Source organism: Vibrio sp. 10N.286.49.E11 (genome assembly GCF_041469505.1).
Lineage (GTDB): Bacteria > Pseudomonadota > Gammaproteobacteria > Enterobacterales > Vibrionaceae > Vibrio > Vibrio crassostreae_C.
The window spans coordinates 273,158-286,878 of record NZ_JBFRKQ010000027.1 but is presented as its reverse complement, the minus strand read 5'-3'; the positions used below and the strand labels follow the sequence as shown (position 1 = coordinate 286,878).

At 45.0% G+C, this 13,721-nt stretch carries 13 protein-coding genes and 1 pseudogene; 5 read left to right on the top strand and 9 right to left on the bottom strand.

Annotated features, from left to right (window positions below; all coding sequences use genetic code 11):
* Window positions 1–69: 69 nt before the first annotated feature.
* Window positions 70–711 carry an outer membrane protein OmpW gene (ompW, locus tag AB4167_RS05875; RefSeq protein WP_008216576.1) on the bottom strand — a complete coding sequence of 214 codons (642 nt, stop codon included), beginning with the start codon at window positions 709–711 and terminating at the stop codon, window positions 70–72.
* A 401-nt stretch (window positions 712–1,112) separates the two neighbouring features.
* On the opposite strand from ompW, the gene glgC reads away from it, so the two are divergent.
* Entirely contained in the window at window positions 1,113–2,333 is a 1,221-nt protein-coding gene (gene glgC / locus AB4167_RS05870) for a glucose-1-phosphate adenylyltransferase (RefSeq protein ID WP_102320898.1), read from the top strand.
* Window positions 2,334–2,454: 121 nt separating this feature from the next.
* On the opposite strand, the gene AB4167_RS05865 is transcribed toward glgC, so the two are convergent.
* Together AB4167_RS05865 and AB4167_RS05860 are read right to left on the bottom strand one after the other, a co-directional pair.
* A complete protein-coding gene (locus AB4167_RS05865) occupies window positions 2,455–3,885 on the bottom strand; it encodes a YfcC family protein (protein ID WP_102320897.1) in 1,431 nt (476 codons plus the stop codon).
* 415 nt (window positions 3,886–4,300) lie between these two features.
* A pseudogene (locus tag AB4167_RS05860) lies at window positions 4,301–4,528 on the bottom strand (hypothetical protein); the annotation flags it as partial.
* Between the two features lie 57 nt (window positions 4,529–4,585).
* Between AB4167_RS05860 and AB4167_RS05855 the strand changes: the two are divergent.
* The 3 genes from AB4167_RS05855 (at window position 4,586) to AB4167_RS05845 (ending at window position 5,933) form a co-directional block, all read left to right on the top strand.
* The gene (locus AB4167_RS05855) at window positions 4,586–4,843 is read left to right on the top strand and encodes a hypothetical protein (protein WP_229648214.1); all 258 of its coding nucleotides are present in this window, start codon (window positions 4,586–4,588) and stop codon (window positions 4,841–4,843) included.
* Window positions 4,844–5,180: 337 nt separating this feature from the next.
* The gene (gene hpf, locus AB4167_RS05850; protein WP_102320895.1) at window positions 5,181–5,537 is read left to right on the top strand and encodes a ribosome hibernation-promoting factor, HPF/YfiA family; all 357 of its coding nucleotides are present in this window, start codon (window positions 5,181–5,183) and stop codon (window positions 5,535–5,537) included.
* Window positions 5,538–5,777: 240 nt separating this feature from the next.
* Window positions 5,778–5,933 (top strand): DUF3012 domain-containing protein, encoded by a 156-nt coding sequence (locus AB4167_RS05845; RefSeq protein ID WP_017061679.1) that lies wholly within the window; start codon window positions 5,778–5,780, stop codon window positions 5,931–5,933.
* Between the two features lie 161 nt (window positions 5,934–6,094).
* On the opposite strand, the gene dgcA is transcribed toward AB4167_RS05845, so the two are convergent.
* The 5 genes from dgcA to AB4167_RS05820 all read right to left on the bottom strand — a co-directional run bounded on the left by dgcA (window position 6,095) and on the right by AB4167_RS05820 (window position 10,660).
* Window positions 6,095–7,081 (bottom strand): N-acetyl-D-Glu racemase DgcA, encoded by a 987-nt coding sequence (dgcA, locus tag AB4167_RS05840; RefSeq protein WP_372136281.1) that lies wholly within the window; start codon window positions 7,079–7,081, stop codon window positions 6,095–6,097.
* 57 nt (window positions 7,082–7,138) lie between these two features.
* Complete coding sequence (dgcN, locus tag AB4167_RS05835; RefSeq protein WP_017061677.1) at window positions 7,139–8,146, bottom strand: N-acetyltransferase DgcN; 1,008 nt, start codon at window positions 8,144–8,146, stop codon at window positions 7,139–7,141.
* A gap of 91 nt (window positions 8,147–8,237) precedes the next feature.
* Window positions 8,238–9,128, bottom strand: a complete 891-nt coding sequence (locus AB4167_RS05830) for a LysR family transcriptional regulator (RefSeq protein ID WP_017066887.1) — start codon at window positions 9,126–9,128, stop codon at window positions 8,238–8,240.
* Between the two features lie 95 nt (window positions 9,129–9,223).
* Complete coding sequence (locus AB4167_RS05825; protein ID WP_371725254.1) at window positions 9,224–10,060, bottom strand: SGNH/GDSL hydrolase family protein; 837 nt, start codon at window positions 10,058–10,060, stop codon at window positions 9,224–9,226.
* An 87-nt stretch (window positions 10,061–10,147) separates the two neighbouring features.
* On the bottom strand, window positions 10,148–10,660 hold the full coding sequence (locus AB4167_RS05820; RefSeq protein ID WP_017111519.1) for an RNA methyltransferase: 513 nt from the start codon (window positions 10,658–10,660) through the stop codon (window positions 10,148–10,150).
* Window positions 10,661–10,935: 275 nt separating this feature from the next.
* Here AB4167_RS05820 and AB4167_RS05815 point away from each other — a divergent pair, with 275 nt between their 5' ends.
* Window positions 10,936–12,597, top strand: coding sequence for a methyl-accepting chemotaxis protein (locus AB4167_RS05815; RefSeq protein WP_268672850.1), 1,662 nt, complete (start codon window positions 10,936–10,938; stop codon window positions 12,595–12,597).
* A 114-nt stretch (window positions 12,598–12,711) separates the two neighbouring features.
* On the opposite strand, the gene AB4167_RS05810 is transcribed toward AB4167_RS05815, so the two are convergent.
* Complete coding sequence (locus tag AB4167_RS05810; RefSeq protein WP_372136280.1) at window positions 12,712–13,581, bottom strand: LysR family transcriptional regulator; 870 nt, start codon at window positions 13,579–13,581, stop codon at window positions 12,712–12,714.
* Window positions 13,582–13,721: the final 140 nt, after the last annotated feature.

Genomic DNA, 13,721 nt, shown 5'->3' with positions numbered 1-13,721 from the left:
GCGATGAACCAAAAAAAAGCGCCCAAGCTGGCTGATGCTTGAGCGCCTTTAGTAAACTGTATAGGGAGATTAGAAGTTGTAACCACCACCAATCATGAATACCCATGGGTCGATATCAACGTCTGTCGAGAACTGTTGACCATTAAACTTATATTTTGCTGTAGTGCCGATATCTGCATACCAAACCGATGCGTTCAAAAACCAATCTTCATTGATCATGTAGTCCATACCAATGTTTGCTGCCAAGCCCCAAGAGTCATCAAGAGATAAGTCGCTTAAACCTAGATCTTTCGCTCCTTGATTTAGTGACTCATCGAAGAATACAGTGTAGTTGATACCAGCACCTACGTAAGGGCGGAAGTCACTGTTTGCTTGGCCAAAGTAATACTGAACCATAAACGTTGGTGGTAGGTGTTTCGTATCAGCAATTTCACCTAGACCAGTTGCAGAAATGTTGTGAGAAAATGGGCTTGCCGCTAGTACTTCAAAGCTGATGTTATCTGTAAACATGTAGCCAAAAGTCAAACCAAGTTGAGTGTTTGAGTCTACAGAGAATTCTGTATTTGGATCATTCAACACAGCGCCACTACTATCGTTAGGAGATACCGTTGCTGCACCTGCACGGATGATGAAATCACCTTCTTTATGAGCAAGAACATTGGTTGACATAAGAGCCGCAATAACCGCAATACCACATACTGTTTTTTTCATTATAATTTCCTTTTGGGGGCTTAATCTTTGTTGGTGAATGAGTAATCATTTCTTATTTTGCGTGCAAGGTATCATAGAATAACCCTACTTTATTGATGGAAATCAATTTGTGAAAAGTTGTGATTATTTATGTAAATTTATATCGACCCGACCACTTTATTTCTTCATTTTATTGACAGTTTTGTAATGCAGCTTTTCCGTGCGTCATTTTGTTAACCCAATCCCTTCACTCTGTTCGGATCTTTTTTGGATCAAAATAGAGCAAGCCAATATCTCGCACGCATTATTTTGGTGCAGAACAACAAGAATCAATCTCGCCTCGTATAATATTCAATGAGTTACATTTGGCTTAGTGCTTGCAAGTCTATGTTCATAATCATAAATACATTGAGGTTCTGATCATGCAAGACACTCTAACAATCGTTCTGGCCGGCGGTGTTGGCTCTCGGCTTTCCCCTCTCACCGATAACCGTGCAAAACCTGCGGTACCCTTTGGTGGCAAATATCGAATCATCGATTTCACACTCGCGAACTGCTTACACTCTGGGCTACGCCAAATTTTGGTGCTGACTCAGTACAAATCTCACTCTTTGCAAAAACATTTAAGAGATGGTTGGTCGGTGCTTAACCCTGAGCTCGGCGAATACATCACCAATGTTCCTCCACAAATGCGAACCGGTGATAGCTGGTACAGCGGTACTGCCGATGCGATTTATCAAAACTTGTATCTACTTTCACGCAGTGAAGCCAAGCATGTGGTGGTGTTATCCGGTGACCATATCTATCGCATGGATTACGCACCAATGCTCAAGCAGCACAAAAAGAACGAGGCCGACCTAACTGTGGCGTGCATGGAGGTTTCGATTGACGAAGCCAAAGAGTTTGGTGTGATGGAGATAGATGAATCTCTAGAGATCAATAACTTTACCGAAAAGCCACGTTACCCTGCATGTGTACCTGGTAGGCCAACTCGAAGCATGGCTTCAATGGGTATTTACGTCTTTGATAAAGAAGTACTAACACAAGCGCTACTGGCGGACGCCGAAGATCCGAACTCAAGCCACGATTTTGGTAAAGATATCATTCCTAAATTGGTGTGCAACAACAGTGTTTACGCATACAAGTTTGGGGATGAAGAAGGCCGAGTGACCCAAGATGCGTACTGGAGAGATGTTGGTACTATCGACTCTTATTACCAATCCAACATGGACCTGTTAAAGCCAGCTTCGCCTATCGATTTATATCAACCTGATTGGGCGATTCGTACTTACGAACCGCAGCTGCCACCCGCACGAACCATTGCTTCAGTTGAAGGTAATCAAGGAATATTCATCAACTCGATGATAGCGAATGGCGTTGTAATTGAAGGCGGCTCGGCGCAAAACTCAATCTTCTTCCCGAAAGTGAAAGTCAGCAATGCCGCGATTGTGATTGATAGTATTCTGTTTGAAGATGTTGAGATTGGAAAAAATTGCCACATACAAAACTGCATCATCGACAAGAACGTTAAGGTGCCTGACGGAACCCAGATCGGTCTTGATGGCCTTGCCGATGCGAAACGCTTCCACATATCAAAACAAGGCGTGATTGTGGTGCCCTCTTCTTACCAATTTGAAGAGTAACCTTTAACGTTGGAATAGCTTTTCTTTAAACGAAAAAAGGCAGCGAATTCGCTGCCTTCTTATTTACTCACACAGCTTCAGTTAAGCCTTAACTGTCCATGTATTCGATTAAACAGAAACCTTAGAAAGGCCCTAACTCAATCATTTGAGCAATAACAACAGAAACCAAAGCGCCTACCGACCAGAACAAGAACAGTGGTAAGAAGAAACGAACCCACTTGGTGTAAGGTACTTTTGCTATAGCCAATACCGCCAACAAGCCACCATTGGTTGGGTAAATATAGTTAGAAATACCATCACCCAATTGAGAAGCCAGTGCCGCCACTTGACGAGTCACTTCACCAATATCTGCCAACGGAATAATGATTGGCATGGTGATCACCGCTTGGCCACTGCCCGATGGAATGAACAGGTTGATCGCAGCCTGCGAGAAGTAGATCCCTGCTGCTGCCACAAGTTTAGAGCTACCAGAAATGATCTGTGCAAGATAGAAGATAATAGAATCAACAATCTTCGCGTCTTCCATAATGGTTAGCACTGAACGAGCAAAAAAGATGATCAGTACCGCGATCAATACGTCGCTAACACCTTTGGTCCAATACTCACAGATCTTGTTCGGAGATAAACCCGCCACCAAACCCGGAATAATAGCCATCGCCACGAATGCACCCGCAATCTCGGTGAAGCCGAACCCCATCGTCAACGTGCCGAAGATCATGTATGCGAATACGCCCAAGAACGCGATGCCCGCAAGCTTTTCACGTGTGGTCAGTGTTTTCGCTTCAACATTTGATTCATAGTGGTAACCCGTGCCGTGTAACAAGCCTTTGGTCGGATCTTGCTTAACTTTGCGCGCGTAGTTAAGCACATACCATGCACCCGTTAACAACATGAACATACCAACAATAAAGCGGTACCACATGCCTGAATACATAGGCAGTTCAGCGATAGTGTGTGCAATACCCGTAAAGAATGGGTTAGCCAAAGCGGCCGCGAAACCGGCACAACTTGCCAGTAAAACAACGCCAAGTGCCGTAATCGCGTCATAGCCAAGCTTGATACAGATCGGGATCATCAAAGAGATGAAAATGACATCAAGTTCACGCATACCGGTGAAGGTAACGTTGAAGAAGATCGCCGTCATGATCACAGGCGCAATCACGTATAAGCCTTGCTTCTTTAGCTTAGTAGTTAGTGCAACAACGGATGCGTCTAACAGACCCATGTGTTTGATAATGCCAAAAGCACCACCCACAAATACCACAACGCCCATCACGCCAGAAGCGGATTTGAAGCCTTTAAAAAATGATTCGAAAAAAGAGGCTAATGTTGTTGGGTTGCTGGTCAATTGTGTGTAGCTGTCTGGGTCGATAACCGTGCGGCCATTCATGACCACTCGCTCGAATTCACCAGCAGGGATGAAGTAAGTTGCGATTGCAGCAACGATCACCATGATAACCAAAGAGAGAAACGGGTGGTTTACTTCTTTCTCTGTCGGCGCTGCGTTACCAGCTTGAGATGTAGGTACGGATGTAGATACCGTAGTCGTCATATAGACTCCTTATTTGTCAGCAACTAAGGTTCACTTAGCCGCCGATAGGGATTTTTGGAAAAACGAAACCCTTCACGCTGAACTAAGTTCGCGCTAATTTAGGCTGTTTCAAAAAGGCCTTTGATAGATGGTGCTCTCAAATGTACATAGTGAAGTAGTGAGTACTACTCTCTTTGCGTCCGAGCAAAATGCAGATGTTCAGCCAAGTCAGGCCAAACTGAATGAGGTCATTACAAGCAGGTAAACAGAAAAGTCTGTTTTGGTAATGCGTTTTTTATCAATTACAAAGACAAGCGGCGCATACTAGCACAACGAGTCATTAATTGTCAGAAAAGTGTGAGTTTCGTCATATTTTGGTGAGCAACAAAAAAGCGCCCACTAACTAAGCAAGGCGCTTTTCTGCAATCGAATCGAGTTACTTAGGTGCTAATTCGTAGTTTTCTTGCATCTCATGAGGGGCAATCCCGTACTCATAATCTGCTAAGTAGCCATCCTTATAGACCTTCATTCCCTTCTCATCCCAGCTCACTTTGATCATCGCTGTGTTGCCATCTTCACTGCCTAACAGCTCAAGCATTTCTGCATCAATCTTAATGGCTTTGATGGTTTTAATACACTTAAACGGCTTAAATTCAGTGGCCGAGAATACGATGCCCGAGCGATAACGCTTAAGCTTGAGTCCAATCGCAAAGATTCTCGATTGTTGCTCAAACTGCAACATATTGATCTAGGCTCAATTGATGAGTCTCGCATTTCAGAACTTGTGCGATTCAAAGTCGAAACGCCGGTTCGCTATGAAGGTGACATTAATTATTGGCGTCAGGGCGTCGAATTTCCTGTCGATCAACTGGCATCCAATAAAGAAGTCGATATTCGAGCACGCATTACCATACCCGAGTCTCAACTCACAGCAGGAGAGTTTCACTTCAATATGGAGTGGGCAGTTGAGTGTCTATAAATTAGTAACTTAAGCTGAGTTTTTAATCAAAGAAGAAAAAGTGAGTGAGCTGGAAAGAAAATCAATGGAGTGACAAGTTCGGAATTATAAAACCGATAAAGAGAGATTCACTGGAATTGAGCGCTACGTTAGAGCAAATTATCAAGGATGGAGTATTTTTGAACATGTCTCGAAAACACGAAACATAATATGCGATCAGTTATTCGGACTTTCAAGGGAGGAAGGAGAGATTATTTGATAACACTGAAGTCAATCACACATGTGTACTTTCTCTATTGGTTAATCTATCCGATGTTTGCTACGTTTAAATGACACAGTCATTGGAAAGGTATGATTTATGAAAATAAACGTTCAAACACATCACGTATCAATTAACGACGACTCACGTAAAGACATCGAAGGTAAATTCGAAAAGATATCTAACCATTTTCCATCACTGATTAGCTGCGACATCATCATTACAAAAGAACATGGTCAACATCAGGTTGAAGTATTCACCAACTACGAAGGTGTACGAGTAACAGCAAAATCGACAGACGATGTTATGTACCCAGCTATCGCTGCAGCACTTAAGAAACTTGAAGCGGGCCTAAGTAACCGTAAGGGACAATTGAAAGCAGACCTACACGAGAAACCAACAAGCACGAAGCCAGAGATTGCTTCGGACATCATCCAAGAGATGAAATTGGTATAAATCGATAAGTAGTTAAAGCGAAATAACGAATAGACACTTATTAAGAATTTCAAAGCCAGCATACATTGCTGGCTTTTTCGATCTTAAAGCCAAGCAAACCTTCGCTTCTTTACCGTCCCTCGAATTCAGCTCAACCCCACATCATTATTAACGCCCTTAAGTTCTTAGCAGCTATAACAATCACTTGTGGGATTTGATACAGTTATAAGCAGAAATTTAGACCACAACGGAATGTTTATTATGAAGAAAATCGCGTTGATACTTTTCCTTGCTACTCAATTAATGGCTTGTACCGAGGTTGGCAGTGAAGCTTGGTGTGCGGATATGAAAGAAAAGCCTAAAGGTGACTGGACGGCTAATGAAGCGGGCGATTTTGCTAAACACTGTATTTTCTAGGCGGGTTGTATTTAGCAATTCAGTACACCCCACTCAATGAAACAAGTGAGCAGTTGCAGTATGGTTTACTTATCTCTGTAAAACGGTACAAACAAAAAATCGCATAAGTTAACGCTTATGCGATTTTTGTATGAAGAGACACCTAGCTAATTTGTTAGGAACTAAAGAATAATCATTCCATCTCGATAAGTCAGTGCTGGCGCTACATCTTGGCCAAGTAAAACTGGGCCATCGAGGTCGACGATTTCAGATTGAACGGCGATAGGCAGAGCTGCACGCATCGCCAGCGATGTACCGAGCATACAACCCGACATCAGCGTAAATCCTAGCCTTTGAGCTTCTTCAGCAAGTACCAATGCTTCGGTCAAACCACCTGTTTTATCGAGCTTGATGTTGACCATTTCATATTTGCCTAACAAAGATGAAAGTTGCGAAGTGGTATGACAGCTTTCATCAGCACACAGTGGTATCGGGTGCTTGATGTGCGCCAATGAGGCATCGTGCTGTTGGGGTAACGGCTGCTCGATCATCGCAATATCAAATTCTACCAGTTGATTGAACAACTCTTCGAGATTCAATCCTGTCCACGCTTCATTCGCATCCAATACAATTTGAACATCTGCCGCAGCTTCTCGTACCGCGCGAACACGCTCTACCACCCGCTCGCCGTCAAGCTTCACTTTCAGAAGTTTCGCACCATTCGCGACATAGTCTCGAGCCTGAGTCGCCATGGCTTCTGGCGTGCCAATCGAGACTGTCATTGCAGTCACGATTTGAGCAGGCAACTCAAACAAGCTATTCGGAAACGTCTGGTCGTTCTGCTGAGCTTCAAAATCCCAAAGCGCACAATCGACCGCATTGCGCGCTGCCCCTCCGGTCAATAAAGACTGAAGATGATCTCTTAGCTCTGCCGGATCAGTAACGCCTCGTTCAAACATAGCTTCAAGTGCGCTAGACGCTTGTTGGATTTGCGCTAACACAGACTCCGATGACTCGCCGTATCGTGGGTAAGGCGTGCATTCGCCCTGAGCTCGTTTGCCACCATGTTCAATGTAAACACGAACAACGTGACACTCAGTTCGACTGCCACGAGAGATGCGAAAAGGCGTTTGCATCGCGATAATAATGGGTTCAGCTGTAATCTTCATAATTTCACTCGGTTGATGTTCACTTTAACAAATGGAAACGTAGAAATGATGAAGTCGTTAAAGTGAATGTCGCAAATGATCAGTAATGTGTTGTACACCAAAGCGCACTGGGTCCGTCACTGGCACTTGATAGAGTGTGGTCCATTCTTGGCACAATGTCTCAGCCTCTTCAATGCTAATCGCCGACGTGTTCAAGCAGATACCCACCAGCTTCGCGTCTGGATTAGTCAGTCGCGCCGCTTGCAAGTTGGCTTCAATCGTCTGTTCTATGCTTGGTAATTTAGCATGAGGAAGGTTACGAATATGTGGCCGCCCAACTTCATGACACAGCACTAAGGCATCAGCTTGTGCGCCATGTAAAAGACCCAAACTCACGCCTGCAAACGAAGGGTTGAACAAAGAGCCTTGCCCTTCAATGATGTCCCAATCGTGGTCGGTAAAATCAGGGCTAATCGCTTCAACTGCGCCAGAAATAAAATCCGCAACCACCGCATCAATCGAAATACCGCTGCCTTCAATCAAAATACCTGTCTGCCCTGTCGCTTTAAACTGAGCGGATGTTCCCGCTTGTTTAAGCGACTTTTCAATCGCTAATGCCGAGAACATTTTGCCTACTGAGCAATCAGTTCCGACAGTAAGCAGGCGCTTACCTTGACGAAGCTTACCGTTACCAACATTAAGAACACCGTCAAAATGGCGTACATCATGAAGCTTAGTCAATCCTTGTTGCTGCATGTCAGCAAGCGGTGAAAATTCACTCAATCGTTGGTGCATGCCAGATGCAATCTCATATCCCATTTCTGCAGCGGCCATAATGGTTGACTGCCAAGAATCAGGAATAACACCACCCGGATTTGCGGTACCAATCACTAGCGTCTTCGCGCCCTGCGCTTGCGCCTCTTGCAGGGTCATATCCGTTAAGCCCAGTGAAACGGTATCACCCGTTAAACGCAGTTGACCTAGGCAGATTTCTGGTCGCCATTGATGAATACCGCGAGCTGTTTTTGCAGCGAGTGGGTCAGTAACATCCCCAAGAAAAAGAAGGTAAGGTTGAGCGATCGACATGAGTATTCCTAATTAATAAGCCCTTGTATGGGTTTACTTTAATTAAGAACTTCGAAGCTGCCGAATGCCTATTTATGGCGAGCCTATAACCTTAAGTTATAGGGTGAGTATGGATTTTCAATGAAGCGATAAATTGCTTAACGGAAATCGACTGAGGGGTGTGCTCTGCGCAAAGCATCGATACCGAAAATTGGATGTCTGGTTGAAGCGGCAACACACAGACCGCATCGTCATTTTGATATTGCTCTGCCGTCCACGGATCAACAATCGCAAACCCCGCTTGGTGCTTGACCAGTTCCGCAGCGGCGCTATACCCACGTACAGATATCGGGTGGTGATAATGCTGCTCACGTGCAATAAGGCGTTGATGTAACAGGAGGCCTAATGGATCGCGGCTATCGAGCCCGATGATTGGCAGCGGATAATTGATCAGATCATCTAACGTTAATTCCGCGGGGAAATGATCAACCGTATTGGAAGGAACCAAAACCTTTAGTGATTCGGTTAATAGCGTTTCACTTAATATCGCAGGCGGTGCTTCATCGCCAAACGCGATAGCAATATCAAGCTCATGCTTTAATAACCCAGCACACAGCTCATCACGGTTTGCAGTCAGCAACTCAAAAGAGAGCTCTTGTTCCCGAGACATTTGGGCTATTACCTGAGTTAGTAATTTAGTCGCCAGTATCGGCGGCGCACCAATGCGTAAATGCTGATGGCCTTGCTTCACTTTGTTGGTCAGAGATCGAAATTGCCCCAATTGCTGATACACCTTTTCCGCTTCTGGCAGTAAGGTTTTTGCCTCAACCGTTGGCACCAACCGCCCTTTAACTCGTTCGAATAAGCCAAACCCAAGTTGTTGCTCCGTGTGCGCCAAAATACGGGTCACGTTTGGTTGCGACACATGCAAGCTGCGCGCGGCTCCAGATACGGTTCCGGTCTGCATAATGGCGTAAAAGACTTCCAATTGTCTTAGGTTCACATTGATGTCCTTATGGTTCGCGAAACAAATCTAGGGTTTGGCTTTTCTTGTATTAGCTAAGCTGTTTATCGGTCTAGCTAGCGTTTTGCGTGAGTCTATTTTAGTAGCTCAGCTATCGTAGGTTGAAGTATCTCAGCCCAAGTTTGATAAGCCTTCGCATTCAAATGCAGATCATCACACGAGTACTTGTTCGACAACAGCTTATTAGGCGACAATACTGAATTCACATCTAAGAACGCAATGCCTTGCTGTGTACAGTACTCGCTTAGCTTGCTATTGAGCAGTTCAACCGACGGATTTAAACCTTGCAGTTTAGAGCCAACATAAAGCGTTGATTGCACCAATATGCGAATCTCATTTTCTTGCCACACCTTAAGCATATCAATGTAGTTCTGGTAGATATGGTCGACATCATAACCCTGAGCTAAATCGTTTATCCCTGCCATAAAACACACCAGCTTTGGCTTCACATTCAACGTGGTATCAATACGGCGCAACATGCCAGTTGTGGTGTCACCCGCTAAGCCACGGTTGACCATCGAAACATCGCGAAAGATATCCGCCCACGGGGCCCATTCGGTGATCGAATCACCAAACATGACTAGGTCTACACTTGGGGAAAAATGGCGATGGTTATCTGATGTCATGATGTAACGACTCATACTGTGGCCTCGTTGCTGAATCTCAGACTGAAGAGCGACTGCCTTGAGGATCTCGCTATCTGGCGTGGCGCTATCAAATTGAGCTAGCAATCCTTCGATATGAGGCTTAAAAGGGCTAAGACGAGTACTCAGTTGATGATGTTCTTTAAGGGAAGATAACCTCTCTAGTAATGCATACAAAGAGCGGTTTTGACCAACTTCTTGGAATAACTGATAGAGATCGAGGACAGAGTGTTGCTGTAGCGCGGCAAGTAATTGCTTGTCTTCCATGGTGTTATCTAACCCTTCAATTATCTGATGATGAACTCAAGATAATATCCGATTGCGTACGGGATAGATAACACTAGAAGCAGAGAATTACTTTTCTTTGATTAGCAGATGGTTACGGTTATCACGGCTTTTCTTAATCAGCTCGTTGCTCTCGTCCATTTCATCTGACTTAGCAAGGCGATCATAAAGCAGCACGTTAACTGTCGCAGCCAAGTTCATGCAGCCTACTGTTGGTACATAAACAACATGATCTGCTCTGTCGGCGACATCTTGAGAAATAGAACCGTCTTCAGGGCCAAAGATATAGATGGCATTTTCTGGGTGTTTAAAACGCGGCAGTGGTGTTGCACCCTCAGCGAGTTCTACACAAACAATTTTCGTTTCTGAATCAAGGTTATCCAAAAACGACTCGACACCCGTTAGTGGGATAGTACGCGCAGCACTCTTAGTATCGGTGTGGAATTTTGCGGCTTTTTCGTAGCGTTGCCCTGTGTATTTAACTTCGTCGACTTGGTAACAACCAGCCGCGCGCATAACAGCACCAACGTTTGTCGGGCTCTTTGGGTTAGTTAAACCAATAGTCACATGGCTTTTGTTCATGAATCTTTCTCACTTAACGAATAGACATAGCAGGGTGCTACAAAGCGTCGCATTCTACCAAAGCAGCGCCAAATTCAAAAGCATCGTAACAAACCGCTCTTTTTATCATTAAGCCCCTAGTTGCAAGGCTTCTAACGTCAAAAACCTAACCGCCATCATGTTTATAAAACAAAAACATTTCTGGATAACAATTCAACAACAAGTCCATTTACATTTTAAAACCACATTAATAATGTGTTGAAAATTGCATGAGATAATCACACAGGAAGCGTGACATGACCCTAACCATCAAAAACCGCCTTTATATTCTCTCTTTCATTCCGTTGCTACTAATGGCAATTGGCATGATGAGCGTGACGTATATGAAGAGCACCGAGCTAACCGCACAGCAAGTTGAATCGACGCGTAGCAATATGATGGCGATGAAAGAAAAGGAACTCAAAGCGTATCTACAAATGGCCTACTCTTCGATCAGCCCATTTTTGGATAGAGGTGCAACATTAGAAGAAGCCTTACCAACATTAAGAACACTCGAATATGGCGAATCTGGCTACATCTTTGGCTACGACTCTAAAGGCGTTCGAGTGGTTGTTGGACAAAACAACGATGGTATTGGTAACAACTACTACGACCTGCAAGACAAAAAAGGCAACTACCTGATTCGTGACTTGATCAAGAACTCAAAGCTTGGTGAATTCACCACCTACTACTTTCCAAAACTTGGTCAATCCGAAGCCCTACCGAAACTGAGCTACTCGATATTCGTTCCCCAGTGGGACTTGATGCTAGGTACAGGCTTCTATACTGACGACATCGATGCGGTCATCGCAGAGATGAAAGAGAGCTCAAATGCTGCGTTACAAAGCTCATTGACGGCCATCGCTATATTCTGTGGTTTGATTGCCCTAGTAGTTGCTGTGTTTGCCGTTGCCGTCAACCGTACCATCATGCAACCACTCGAGCAGTTTGATCGTTCAATCAGCGCATTCGCGAGTGGCGAAGCTGACTTAACCGCTCGAATGGAAACCTTCAAAGCGCCCGAGTTCACAAAACTCAGCGAGAACTTCAATGCCTTTGTGGCAAGCCTGCAAACCATCATTCGCAGCGTAAGTGATGTCGGTCAGCAAGTCGTAGCCGAGACATCTAGCATGTCTTCTCGTGCTGCGCAGGTCGACGAGATTGCTACAGGGCAACGTGAAGAGACAGAACAAGTTGCAACAGCGATGACTGAGATGACCACAACGGCGCAAGAGATCTCGAGCAACGCTAGCCAAGCGGCGGATTCCGCCAAGCTTGCAGAGGGCAATGCAAAAGAAGCGCAACAGATCGTAAACGCAGCTGCAGACTCGGTGGCAGGCCTAGCGAGCGAAGTATCAGAAGCGAACACCGTGGTGTCTCGTTTAGAAGGCGATGTACAAAACATCTCCTCTTCATTGGCGGTCATCCAAGACATTGCCGAGCAAACTAACCTACTTGCGTTGAATGCCGCGATTGAAGCTGCGCGGGCGGGCGAACAAGGGCGTGGGTTTGCTGTAGTAGCCGATGAGGTACGTAAGCTAGCAAGCCGTACTCAAGAGAGCACTGGCGACATTCATAAGATGATTGAGCAACTTAAAGCTGCCTCAGATGCTGCTGTGAAAGCGATGGATTCAAGTCAAAACCGAAGTGCGCAAACCGTGGAAGAAGCGAATGCCGCAGCCGAAGCACTGGCGAAGATCCAAGCGTCGATTGATACCATCATGGACATGAACTCGCTTATTGCGACAGCGACTGAACAGCAGAATATTGTCGGCCAAGAGATATCTCAACGCATCGTGGTGATTTCTGACCAAAGCTCACAATCGGCCGAACTCGCGAATCAAAACCGTACAGGTAGCCAAAACCTCAACAGTCGTGCAAATGAGCTGTATCACTTGGTAGATCGCTTCACCGTCTAATACATTTTCGGTCTAGTAAGCCGTAATCAAACGCTAATTAATCCTAAAACACGTCGGGCTTCAGAATCTCTATTCTGAAGCCCGTTTTTATCGGTGGAGGTTTTAAGCCATAAACTAATCCAATTGCTCAGAAAGGAAGTCCACCAGCAGACGAACTTTCGAAGATAAGTTACGGTTCTGAGGATAAAGCGCCCATATCCCTTCTTTGTCGTCTCTATAATCGGACAGCACCTCAACCAACTCACCAGAATCAAGGTCTTCACTCACGTAGTATTCAGGTAACTGCACCAAGCCAATGCTCTGCTTAGCTGCGTCTAACAAGGCTAAACCACTGTTGCACTTAATACGTCCGTTAACACGAACTGAGCGAGGGCGACCATTTTCTTTGAAACGCCAATGTTCAAATCCACCGACTAAACATTGGTGATTATTTAATTCTGATAATGTATGCGGTTCACCATAACGTTCAATATATTCAGGGCTTGCACATACATAAAGTTGGCGTTGAGAGAGCTTCTTTGCCACAAGGCTTGAGTCTTCTAATCGGCCAAGACGAATCGCCACATCAACACCCGAATCGATAAGATCGAGCTTTTGATTGGTCAGCATCAGCTCAAGCTCTACTTGCGGGTGAAGCTTTAAGAATTGATGGAGTATTGGAGAGAGTTGGCGCTCACCATAAGTCACAGGCGCGGTAACTTTCAGTAAGCCTTTTGGTGTGGATTGCATCTGCGTGACCGCAAGCTCAGCAATTTCTAAACCTTCGACCAACAACTTACATTGTTGGTAATAGAGTTGCCCAGCCTCTGTTAGAGACACCTTTCGAGTCGTTCGATTGAGCAGTTTCACTGCGAGTCGTTCTTCGAGGTTTGCCACCCTCCGACTGATTTGAGCCACCGACGTAGCGAGTTTCTGCGCCGCACCAGTAAAGCTTTCACGCTCTGCCACTGCAACAAACTCACTTACCCCTTCCCAATTGGCCATGCCTTTACCTTATGCTGAACTTTGGTTACCCATACAGTGTATTGAAGTTAGATATCAGTGTCACCTTGCTTGATTTGCGCTGGGCATAAATCTTCGGCACCTAAAGTCATTCCCTTACAGAACCATATTTTTGTCCTAAC

What these genes read in the sequence shown, in the direction of transcription:
- ompW (WP_008216576.1), bottom strand. Translation starts at nt 711, where the DNA reads ATGAAAAAAACAGTATGTGGTATTGCGGTTATTGCGGCTCTTATGTCA.
- glgC (WP_102320898.1), top strand. Translation starts at nt 1,113, where the DNA reads ATGCAAGACACTCTAACAATCGTTCTGGCCGGCGGTGTTGGCTCTCGG.
- AB4167_RS05865 (WP_102320897.1), bottom strand. Translation starts at nt 3,885, where the DNA reads ATGACGACTACGGTATCTACATCCGTACCTACATCTCAAGCTGGTAAC.
- hpf (WP_102320895.1), top strand. Translation starts at nt 5,181, where the DNA reads ATGAAAATAAACGTTCAAACACATCACGTATCAATTAACGACGACTCA.
- AB4167_RS05845 (WP_017061679.1), top strand. Translation starts at nt 5,778, where the DNA reads ATGAAGAAAATCGCGTTGATACTTTTCCTTGCTACTCAATTAATGGCT.
- dgcA (WP_372136281.1), bottom strand. Translation starts at nt 7,081, where the DNA reads ATGAAGATTACAGCTGAACCCATTATTATCGCGATGCAAACGCCTTTT.
- dgcN (WP_017061677.1), bottom strand. Translation starts at nt 8,146, where the DNA reads ATGTCGATCGCTCAACCTTACCTTCTTTTTCTTGGGGATGTTACTGAC.
- AB4167_RS05825 (WP_371725254.1), bottom strand. Translation starts at nt 10,060, where the DNA reads ATGGAAGACAAGCAATTACTTGCCGCGCTACAGCAACACTCTGTCCTC.
- AB4167_RS05820 (WP_017111519.1), bottom strand. Translation starts at nt 10,660, where the DNA reads ATGAACAAAAGCCATGTGACTATTGGTTTAACTAACCCAAAGAGCCCG.
- AB4167_RS05815 (WP_268672850.1), top strand. Translation starts at nt 10,936, where the DNA reads ATGACCCTAACCATCAAAAACCGCCTTTATATTCTCTCTTTCATTCCG.
- AB4167_RS05810 (WP_372136280.1), bottom strand. Translation starts at nt 13,581, where the DNA reads ATGGCCAATTGGGAAGGGGTAAGTGAGTTTGTTGCAGTGGCAGAGCGT.